Genomic DNA, 9,584 nt, shown 5'->3' on the forward strand with positions numbered 1-9,584 from the left:
CCCCATTGGTAGCTAACTTAAGTTATTGTTACAAATTTTTAAAAGTATTTTGAAAAAATGCACCAACTAACGGCAACTCTCTTTTCAAACCTTGCAAAGCTCCGGTGAAACCAAAAATCCATAAAACAAAATAAAAAAGATAAAATGCCGAGGTGGCCGTCCAGCTATTGGCATAACCTACAAAATAACCAAGTATAAAAAAGGAAAGAAACAAGCCTAACGCTTGCCGGATATGAAACGAAGCAAATTCACTTTTGCTTTCTTCTTGATTCATAAAAATCGCAATTACGCTGCCAATTATGGTTAAGTAAGCAATGATTGCAGTTTTTTTTGATTTTTCTAAATTTTCCATTATGTTATGAGGATAAAATTAATGCTCCTTTGTTATAAATTCCGATTGCTTTCCCTTTCATTTGTTGTCCAAGAAAAGCCGAGTTTTTAGATTTGGATAAAATATGTTCTTTACCAAATATCCAATTATTTGCAATGGTGAATAAAGAAATTGAAACTTTATTATTTTCTGCAATGATTTGACTTTCAATATTTAAAATTGTTTTACCAAAAGTAAGTTTTTCTATTATTTTTTTTAAAGGCAAAATCGTTTGTAATGATCCAAAAGCACTTTCCAACCCGATTGTTCCCTCTTTAGACAAGTCGAATTCCATTTTTTTATTCTCGATGTCAAACGGATTATGATCACTAGTAATACAGTCTATTGTATTGTCTAAAACGCCGGCAATTAAAGCTTTTCTATTTTCTTCATTTTGCAATGGCGGTGCTACTTTATAACGGGTGTCAAAACCTTCTAATTTTTGATCCGTTAAAACCAAATGATGCACCGCAACACTACAAGTTACTTGCATTCCTTTGGACTTTGCTGCTTTTATAAGTGATACCGATTTGGCTGAAGAAATCGTTGGAATGTGCAATTTTCCGCCAGTATATTCTAATAAAAACAGGTTTCGAGCCACATCTACTTCCTCCGCCAAGTTGGGAATTCCTTTCAGTCCCAATCGCGTCGAAACAATTCCTTCATTGGCAACACCATTTCCTTTTAGTGTTTCATCTTGACAAAAAGCGATGAGTATTCCATCAAAATCTTGCACATATTGCAAAGCAATCTTCATCAGATTAGCATTGGACAAACTCTTGTTATAATCGCCAAAAGCAATCGCTCCTGCGTTTTTCATATCAAATAATTCCGCCAAATCTTTTCCTTCACTTGCCTTGGTCAACGCTCCAATTGGGAATAATTCGGTTGCCGAATTACTTGCTTTTTGTTTTACAAAATGTATTTGTGACTGATTATCAATAATAGGATAAGAATTAGGTTGCAATGCAATACCCGTAAAACCACTTTTGGCAGCTACTTCCAACCCATTAGCAATGGTTTCTCTATCTTCAAAACCAGGTTCACCAAGGGAAACACTGGTGTCAAACCAGCCTTGTGAGATATGTAAACCGTCTAACTGAAATTCTTCATGCGCAGTTGTTTGGACTAATGATGTTCCAATTTTTTCAAAGATACCATCCGTTATTTTCACGTCAACGGTTTGATTATGAAACTCACTTTTTGGATCTACAATGATGACTTTTCGGAGGATTACATTCATTTTACAAATTTTTGAATGAGTAGCTCTACTACTAATAACAGTAACGCTATAATTACAAACCATTTCCAGAGTTGGGTATCAGTTCTATCAGTTTGAATGGTGTTGAACACAGTTTCAATATCATTAATTTCTTTAAAATTGGCTGCAGCTTTTGGATTTGCTAATGTCAAATTGCTTTCGGTTCTAATGTAATTGAAACTGATGTTTTGAACCAAATTTTCTTTGTTAAAGATACCAAAATTTCCTGCTTCTTTTGGGTTGTCACCAAAAGTCATTTTTACTTTGGTATTCAATAATTGTTGCACAGGAATAATACGTTCCGCCGCATTTTTTACCGTCAAGATTTCATCTTTTGATACTTGAGCATCCACTACAAAAGGTTGGCTTTCGCCAATAATAATGGCATTCACACCGCTTTTTTGACTGTTTTGAGACATGTTGTAAAAGATGGGAACTATAAGTGGTGAGTTCTGAAAATTACTATTGATTTTATTGATTGGCGCTGCAAATACATAGACCGATGAGAAGGCATTAGACAACGACGTTAAAAAAACACTTTGGTCATCATACGACAATACAGCGGGTGTTGTACTACTCAAATTAAAAGATATTTTAGTTGTTGGGTATTGAAAGTTGTCAATTTTCTTTTCAAAAACTGTACTGAATAAAGGATGATTAAAATTAATCTTAGTGATTTTCTTTTCAGCAGTTGTGAGAGCCTTGAATTGTAATGCTCCAAAGTTTGCCATAAAAGAATTCAACGCCGTAAAACTGTTTTCTTGAGCCGGAATAATAATTAAATTTCCGCCTTTGGTCACAAACGATTTCATGGTTGTTTGTAAAGCTTGTGGTATTGTTGAAAGCTCATTCAACACGATGGCATCTTGTTTTTCTAGCAAATTATAATCTAAATTGGCTATTGGAAAGTTAGTGTAATTAAACTCATCGCTGGTATATATTCGGGCAATAAAATTACTTTTATCATTATCGCCAATACTTATAACATTGGTTTTACTAGGTTTTGAAATACTAAAATAATAGGTGTTATCATACGCCAACCCTTTATCGGTAATAGCAACATAGCCATGAAAATCCTCTTTTGGTATCGTGAAGTTGATGGTTTTTGTATTCGTTTCAAAATTGAGTATTGTTTTAGCAACCAATTTGTTTTTGTTATACAAGGCAATTGGAATACCCTTTAAACCCTCTCCATTTGAAGAAAGTTTGACACCTATTTCATAAAAATTATCTAAAGTTTGTGTGATAAAAACACTATCAATGGCAATATTATATTTCTGTTCAGCTTCGGGAATTGTGAAATATACATTGTCCTCTTTTTTGAAACTTTTGGTTTGCATTTCTTCTAGACCAACGGCATCGGTAATAACAAGAATGTCTTTGTTGAATGCCGATTTACGCGCGTTGACTTTGGCAATCAAATTTTCCAATCTAAAAGGAGTTGCACTGTATTTCAAATCTTGTAGATCCTTTTGAATAGATTTGATATCGGTGTTCCAATAGTTTTCAGAATTGGTTATCAACGAAAAGTTTTGCGACTGTGGAGTGTGTTCTAACAAATCTTGAACGGCACGTTTTAGCAATTCTCCTTTCTTGCCTTTTGCCTGCATGCTAAAGGAATTATCCAAAATAATATACATTTCGTTATTCGATTTTTTACTGTCTTTGGCACTAAAAAAGGGTTGGGCAAAAGCCAAAATCAAAAATGTCAAAAGCAATAATCTAGTGGCTAGCAAGAGCCATTTTTTAAGATTCGAACTTTTACGCGTTTGTATCGAGAGTTCTTTTAGGAATTGTACGTTGGTGAAATATTCTTTTTTGAAACGGCGCAATTGAAACAAATGCACCAAAATTGGGATAACCAATAAAAAAAGGAAGTAAAGAATCTCGGGATGTTTAAATTGCATTCTTTTAAAGTTTACCTCTATGAGGTTTATTTTTATCGGTTTTCAATACATAAACCATAGGTCAAAAATAGCAATCAATTGTCAAATATCAAGTACCAATTATCAATTATTTCTTTTTCCTTTTTGCGACTCTAGTTTTAAGAATATTTCGGTTTACGGAAGTTCCGGTTTTTTTCTTTGTTTTTGAAGGACCACCAAGGTTGACTTTTGAATTTTTCTTTGCTTTTTCGTGAAATGAAGCGCCGCCTTCTAACTTGTTGGTTTTTAAAATGACTTTCATTTTTTTTCTGTCCTTTTCAAATTCCAATAAGCGAACCGCTACTGTAACGTTGGTTGGCATTGGGATAAAAGTGATTTCTTTTTCCATCAGTATTTCAGCGCCAATCATAATTTCTTCTTCATTGGGAGCGATGAAACTAATCGCTATTCCTGATTTATCAGCACGACCCGTTCTTCCAATTCTATGAATATATTGTTCTGGAACCTCGGGAAATTCCACATTAATTACATGAGTGATGTTCGAAATATCCAAACCTCTCGCCATAACATCGGTGGTTACAATCCCCCTAATTTCTCCATTTTGAAACGTTTGCATTGTTTGCAAACGGTAGTTTTGTGATTTGTTTGAATGAATAGTGCCAAACTGTTCTGGAAAAATCTCTTCGAGTTTGTCAGACACTAAATCGGCTGTTTTTTTATTGTTTACAAACAGCAATACTCTTTCATAAGCTGCATCTTGTAATAATTCGATAATCAGATTAACTTTCGTCAAAAAGTTAGGTGCTTTATATCCCAATTGTACAATTTTTTCTAGTGGGGTTCCGCTTGCCGCCAAAGAAACTTCTACAGGAAAATCAAAATATTCCTCTAGCATTTCATCTACATCATCGGTCATCGTAGCCGAAAATAAAATGTTCTGCCGCTTATTTTTGAGCATGGTTAAGATAGAGGTTACTTGCGTACGGAAACCCAAATTGAGAATTTCATCAAATTCATCGATTACCAATTTCTGCAAACTATCAAACCTGATTACATTATCTAGCGCCAAATCCATAATTCGTCCCGGTGTTCCCACTAACACGTCTATACCTTGATAAACTGCTTTTTTTTGCGTATTAATGTTCACGCCACCATACACACCTAGGGTTCGAACAGACAAGTATTGCGTCAATTTTTCGACTTCGCCCGCTATTTGTACCACTAGCTCCCTCGTTGGAACCAGTATAACAATTCGTGGAGTATCTGTAGCCACAAATTTCCATTGTTTCAGAATGGGTAGGAGGTACGCAAAGGTTTTTCCTGTACCCGTTTGAGCAATACCCATCATATCGCGACCCGACATAATCACCGAAAAAGATTTTTCCTGGATAGGAGTAGGCGTGGTTAGTCCTAATTCATCAACAGCTTTTTGCAATGATTTTGGAAGATTAAAGGATTCAAAAGTGCTCATTGGGGTTGTTATTTATTGCATCTGTTTGACCAATTTTTTTGGTCACCGATGCCGCAAAGATAGCAAATTCAAATTTAGAAGTTTTACTGCAGATGATGGGTACTTTATTTGAATAAAATCAGGCTTACTACATAAAGTATCGAAGTCAAAGATTTGTTAACCAAATAAAAGCCCCACCGAAGCAGGACTAAAGATTTTCATCTACGGCTTATAATAAAAGATACTACAAACGTCAAAATCCCTCGAAAACTCCTAAACCAAATAGCGCAAAATCGTACTTGATAGGATCATTCGCATCTAGTGCGCGTAAGGCAGCATCAAGTTCTGTTAATGCTTTCGCATCATTTTGCTTTCGGGTGAGTAAACCTAGTTTTCGAGCTACATTTCCGGAATGAACATCCAATGGGCAGGAAAGAGAAGCCGGTGTAATGTTTGTCCAAATGCCAAAATCTACACCAGCATTATCTTTTCGACACATCCATCGCAAAAACATATTGATACGTTTTGCAGCCGAACCTTGCATAGGATTAGAAACGTGTTTGGTAGTTCGTTGTTGATGTGGTATTTCAAAAAACAAGTATTTAAACGCTGTGATACTTTCCTGCATGGATTGAGGTTGTTGATTTTTGGCGAAAGCCATTTCAAGTCCCTGATGCGTTCTGTAAATGTGTTGTAATCCTTTGATAAAAGTAATGCAATCGTTGCCATTAAAAGTTCGATGTATAAAATTCTCGAGCCTTTCCAACTGATGCTCCTCGTGATTCATCACAAAATCATAGGGAGAATTGCCCATCATGTTAACCAGTTTTTGAGCATTGTTAATGATCATCCTTCGGTTGCCCCAAGAAATAGTTGCGGTCATAAAAGCAGCAATTTCGATATCTTCTTTTAATTTAAATTGATGCGGGATTTGTATTGGATCAGTTTCAATAAATTTAGGATGGTTGTAAAGCAACACTTTTTCGTCCAAGAACTCTTTAAGAATCTCCTTATTCATAGTTGCTCACTTTTTGCGAAAAGAAACCATCTATTACATCTGTGCTGCGTTGTTGCGGTATAAACGAAAATCCTTTTTGAAAATATTCCAATTGTACGCTGTTAACGCAGGGCAAATTGCCATTGCTGGTCAACCAAAAGTTAGAATTGTCTTTTGGCGAATAATAAGGCATATTTCCAATACTAGTTTTTTTGAAATCTCCAACCCATTTTGAATTAGGTTCAGGAATAAAAATATTTCTCCAATGCAGCGTGCAGTTCTTTGTTAACCAATCATTGTCTGTTAAACTTTTATATGACAAAGGAACAGTTACTAAAATTATCACCAAAATAAGACTCAACGTATACAGACGAAAAATCCATTTTTGGTTTGTAATCCATAATGAAAGCATAAGCTGCAAAAAAAACAAAGTAAAATAAACATAAAAACGATATTGAGGCGAACTCAAGGTTAACAAAAGAATCAATATTATAAAGACAGTATAGATTGTCCAAAGTGATTTTGGCAACTGTTTTTTGATAATAACTATTGGGATAATGAAAAGAGTTAACACGCTGAAAATGCCAATTAAACTGCTTAACCCGTTATATAAAAAATACTGTTTTACAATTTCCAAAACAGTTGCGCCACCATAAGCTTTATTTGAAATGTAAAAAGAGTTCATCATGCCTTTGCTAAAGAAAAAATTCATTATTTCTGGCGGTACCGAATACTCTAAAACATCCATTCTTGCGGTAAGTAACGGGAAAAATGGATAACCTGTCAGCCAACAATTTTTTATCACAAATAATACCAATACAAAACAACTCAAACCCAGTAAAAGAACAATTCTTTTTTTCAGATATTGAAAGTGTTTGAGCGCAAAAATAACTGGAAACAAGAGCAAAACCACCGCGGTAACTTTACAGTAAAAAGCAAATAACGCCAGTAAGGTAATGATGCTAAAGGTAGTTTTACTTTTCACTACATCTTCATCCAAAAACAAAGAAAACACTAAAAATGCTAAAAGACAGACCGCAAAATCGGGTGATGGTGCGCTCACAAACTGAAATAAAAAACTATAAGTTAGTGGTACTAAACCAAAAATTAAATCCATTGTATTGCCCTTTAAGAAATAAGAATGTAATTTTTGAAACGCAAAATAATTGACTAAAAGCAAACAAAAGCCATTCAAATCATTAAATCTGTCGTAAAAAAAAGAAAAACTATAAACACTCTGTGTAATATGCCAACCACTAGTTTGTCCTAAAAACAAATGTAAGTTTGCTAAACCTGGTACAAAACCATATTCATTGAGCCATTTTATTGTTTGAACATAATACGTTTCGTTGTCATAAATAAAAGGCAGCGTGGCACTTTGCGCTAGTACTAACAAACTAAAACCCAAAAAAAGCAGTTTGAAAGGCGCTACAAACGATTTAATTTCTTTATGAGTTGATGTTAAGATAGTAATTAGCAGTGTTTTATTTTTATACCAAAAAAGTAAGGTAAAAAACACTAAAATAATATGAAATCCTACAGAAATGGGATTAAAAAATGCCCAAACACTAGCCAATACCGTGATTGAAAACAAACCTATAAAAGTCGTGGTTACAAGTTCAAATTTTGAAATTCGCAACACGTTGCAACTTGCAATACCAAAAATAATTGATGTAAAAAAAATATAGACCCAGCTGATTAAAATTAGTATCATATTATTAAATAATTAATCCATCTTTCATGACTAATTTTCTGTCGGCCATATCAGCAAAATCTTCATTGTGGGTTACAATAACAAAAGTTTGTCCAAATTCATCTCTTAATTTAAAAAATAATTGGTGTAAATTTTCAGCAGCAGCGGTATCTAAATTCCCCGAGGGTTCATCTGCAAAAATAACAGCAGGTTTATTTATCAAGGCACGAGCCACAGCAACACGTTGTTGTTCACCGCCCGAAAGCGCATTGGGTTTGTGATGTTCTCTATCGGATAAGTTGAGATAATTTAGTAATCGTTTGGCTTCTGCTTCGGTTTCTTTTCGTTCTTTTCCCGCAATGTAAGCAGGAATGCAAACGTTTTCCAACGCTGTAAATTCGGGCAATAATTGATGGAACTGAAAGATGAAACCCAATTGTGTGTTTCTAAACTTTGATAATGCTTTATCCTTCATTATCAATATATTTTCATTATTTATCTCAAGCGATGTTTCACTTTTTTTTGTGGGATCATCAAGTGTTCCAAGGATTTGCAAAAGAGTAGTTTTCCCTGCACCAGACGCTCCGACAATAGAAACAATTTCACCTTGCTGTATATGTAAAGTAACACCCTTTAAAACATGTAAATTGTCGTAATATTTATGAATGTTTTTGGCTAGTATCATCGTAATGGTTTTTTACAAAGTAACAAAGTATTTTCTTTTTTACAGGTATAGTTTTTACTTATGCTCGAATAATTTATAAAGTTATGTTAACAAATTTTTTTTGTTCAATTATTTTGTATTTTTGTTAAACAAAATAAATATTATTTATGAACATTACCATTGATAAAGAATTATATGAATTACTAGGAGATAATCATCAAATGACTTCGGCTGAAACTCCTTTACGTCCAGATGCATTTGTAAAATCGGACGAAGAAAAAATAATAAACATAGAAAATCATTTCTATACTATTATGGAAGAAATGGGTCTCGACATGACTGATGATAGCCTTAAAGGAACTCCGCACAGAGTTGCTAAAATGTTTATCAAAGAAATTTTTTATGGGCTAAACCCCGCCAATAAGCCCAAAATTGCAGTTTTTGAAAACTCTTATCAGTATGACAAAATGTTGGTTGAAGCCAATATCAATTTTAATTCCACATGTGAACATCATTTTTTACCTATAATCGGTAAAGCGCATGTTGGCTATGTCTCAAGCGGAAAAGTAATCGGTTTGTCGAAACTCAATAGAATTGTGGATTATTATTCGAGAAGACCTCAAGTTCAAGAACGTTTAATTATGCAAATATTTAACGAGTTAAAATCGGCATTAAACACTGATGATGTTATTGTTGTGATGGAAGCAAAGCATCTCTGCGTTTCAAGCAGAGGAATTAAAGATGAAAGTAGTTTTACTTCAACAATTCAGTATGGAGGAATTTTTGAAAGAAAAGAAAACCGCGATGATTTTTTTAATTTAATGCAAAAAGAAAAATAAAATTTTAAGTTTTGGTTGTTAGTAATGTTTGATAATCCCAAATTTATTTGGGATTATTTTTTTTAGAGAATAAGAATCCGAAGCCACAACCTATTAAAATTTTTTTTTCGAATGCCCAAAAAAATGTAAACTGTCCAAACAGAAATCCAAAACTAACTAGCAGCAGTTGATATACTGGGAAGATTATAATCAAATATAACGAATAATATTCCCAAGGGTTGTCTTTATTAACACCAAAACTAGATAAAATTGGTTTAGAGAGAAAAGCAGCACTTGATCCTGTAATAGCAAAAACTAAAATGATGACAAATAATTGCCATTTAGATTTGATATTCCAGCGATCCTTAAAATTATCCATGTTTCTTGAAATTTCACAAAACTACTTAATTTATGACCTTGGAACAAATCCTGATAATTGCTGTTT

General features: G+C 33.8%; 10 protein-coding genes. 2 read left to right on the forward strand and 8 right to left on the reverse strand.

Translation table 11 applies throughout. From position 1 onward, the window contains the following. Positions 1-28: 28 nt before the first annotated feature. From Q0Q96_RS11930 to Q0Q96_RS11960, 7 genes are all read right to left on the reverse strand, one after another. Positions 29-352: a hypothetical protein gene (locus Q0Q96_RS11930; protein WP_293875706.1), complete on the reverse strand. Its 324-nt coding sequence runs from the start codon at positions 350-352 to the stop codon at positions 29-31. A gap of 4 nt (positions 353-356) precedes the next feature. Continuing rightward, the gene (locus Q0Q96_RS11935; protein WP_293875708.1) at positions 357-1,613 is read right to left on the reverse strand and encodes a dihydroorotase; all 1,257 of its coding nucleotides are present in this window, start codon (positions 1,611-1,613) and stop codon (positions 357-359) included. Beyond that, positions 1,610-3,538 (reverse strand): BatA and WFA domain-containing protein, encoded by a 1,929-nt coding sequence (locus Q0Q96_RS11940; protein ID WP_293875710.1) that lies wholly within the window; start codon positions 3,536-3,538, stop codon positions 1,610-1,612. The genes Q0Q96_RS11935 and Q0Q96_RS11940 overlap by 4 nt, the downstream gene beginning before the upstream one ends. 106 nt (positions 3,539-3,644) lie before the next feature. Next, entirely contained in the window at positions 3,645-4,988 is a 1,344-nt protein-coding gene (locus tag Q0Q96_RS11945) for a DEAD/DEAH box helicase (RefSeq protein ID WP_293875712.1), read from the reverse strand. Positions 4,989-5,220: 232 nt separating this feature from the next. After that, the gene (locus Q0Q96_RS11950) at positions 5,221-5,985 is read right to left on the reverse strand and encodes a TIGR02757 family protein (protein WP_293875714.1); all 765 of its coding nucleotides are present in this window, start codon (positions 5,983-5,985) and stop codon (positions 5,221-5,223) included. Then, entirely contained in the window at positions 5,978-7,678 is a 1,701-nt protein-coding gene (locus Q0Q96_RS11955) for a hypothetical protein (protein ID WP_293875716.1), read from the reverse strand. Before Q0Q96_RS11955 ends, Q0Q96_RS11950 begins: the two co-directional genes overlap by 8 nt. A 4-nt stretch (positions 7,679-7,682) precedes the next feature. Next, positions 7,683-8,342 (reverse strand): ABC transporter ATP-binding protein, encoded by a 660-nt coding sequence (locus Q0Q96_RS11960; RefSeq protein ID WP_293875718.1) that lies wholly within the window; start codon positions 8,340-8,342, stop codon positions 7,683-7,685. Between the two features lie 146 nt (positions 8,343-8,488). Here Q0Q96_RS11960 and folE point away from each other — a divergent pair, with 146 nt between their 5' ends. Then, positions 8,489-9,160 (forward strand): GTP cyclohydrolase I FolE, encoded by a 672-nt coding sequence (gene folE, locus Q0Q96_RS11965; RefSeq protein WP_293875720.1) that lies wholly within the window; start codon positions 8,489-8,491, stop codon positions 9,158-9,160. A 43-nt stretch (positions 9,161-9,203) separates the two neighbouring features. Here the strand turns inward: folE and Q0Q96_RS11970 are convergent, their stop codons facing one another. Beyond that, complete coding sequence (locus tag Q0Q96_RS11970; RefSeq protein ID WP_293875724.1) at positions 9,204-9,464, reverse strand: DUF6787 family protein; 261 nt, start codon at positions 9,462-9,464, stop codon at positions 9,204-9,206. Between Q0Q96_RS11970 and Q0Q96_RS11975 the strand changes: the two genes are divergently transcribed. Further along, a partial coding sequence (locus Q0Q96_RS11975) for a hypothetical protein (protein WP_293875726.1) occupies positions 9,379-9,584 on the forward strand: 206 nt, incomplete at its 3' end. The genes Q0Q96_RS11970 and Q0Q96_RS11975 overlap by 86 nt on opposite strands.

This window comes from Flavobacterium sp. (assembly GCF_025352015.1).
Classification (GTDB): domain Bacteria; phylum Bacteroidota; class Bacteroidia; order Flavobacteriales; family Flavobacteriaceae; genus Flavobacterium.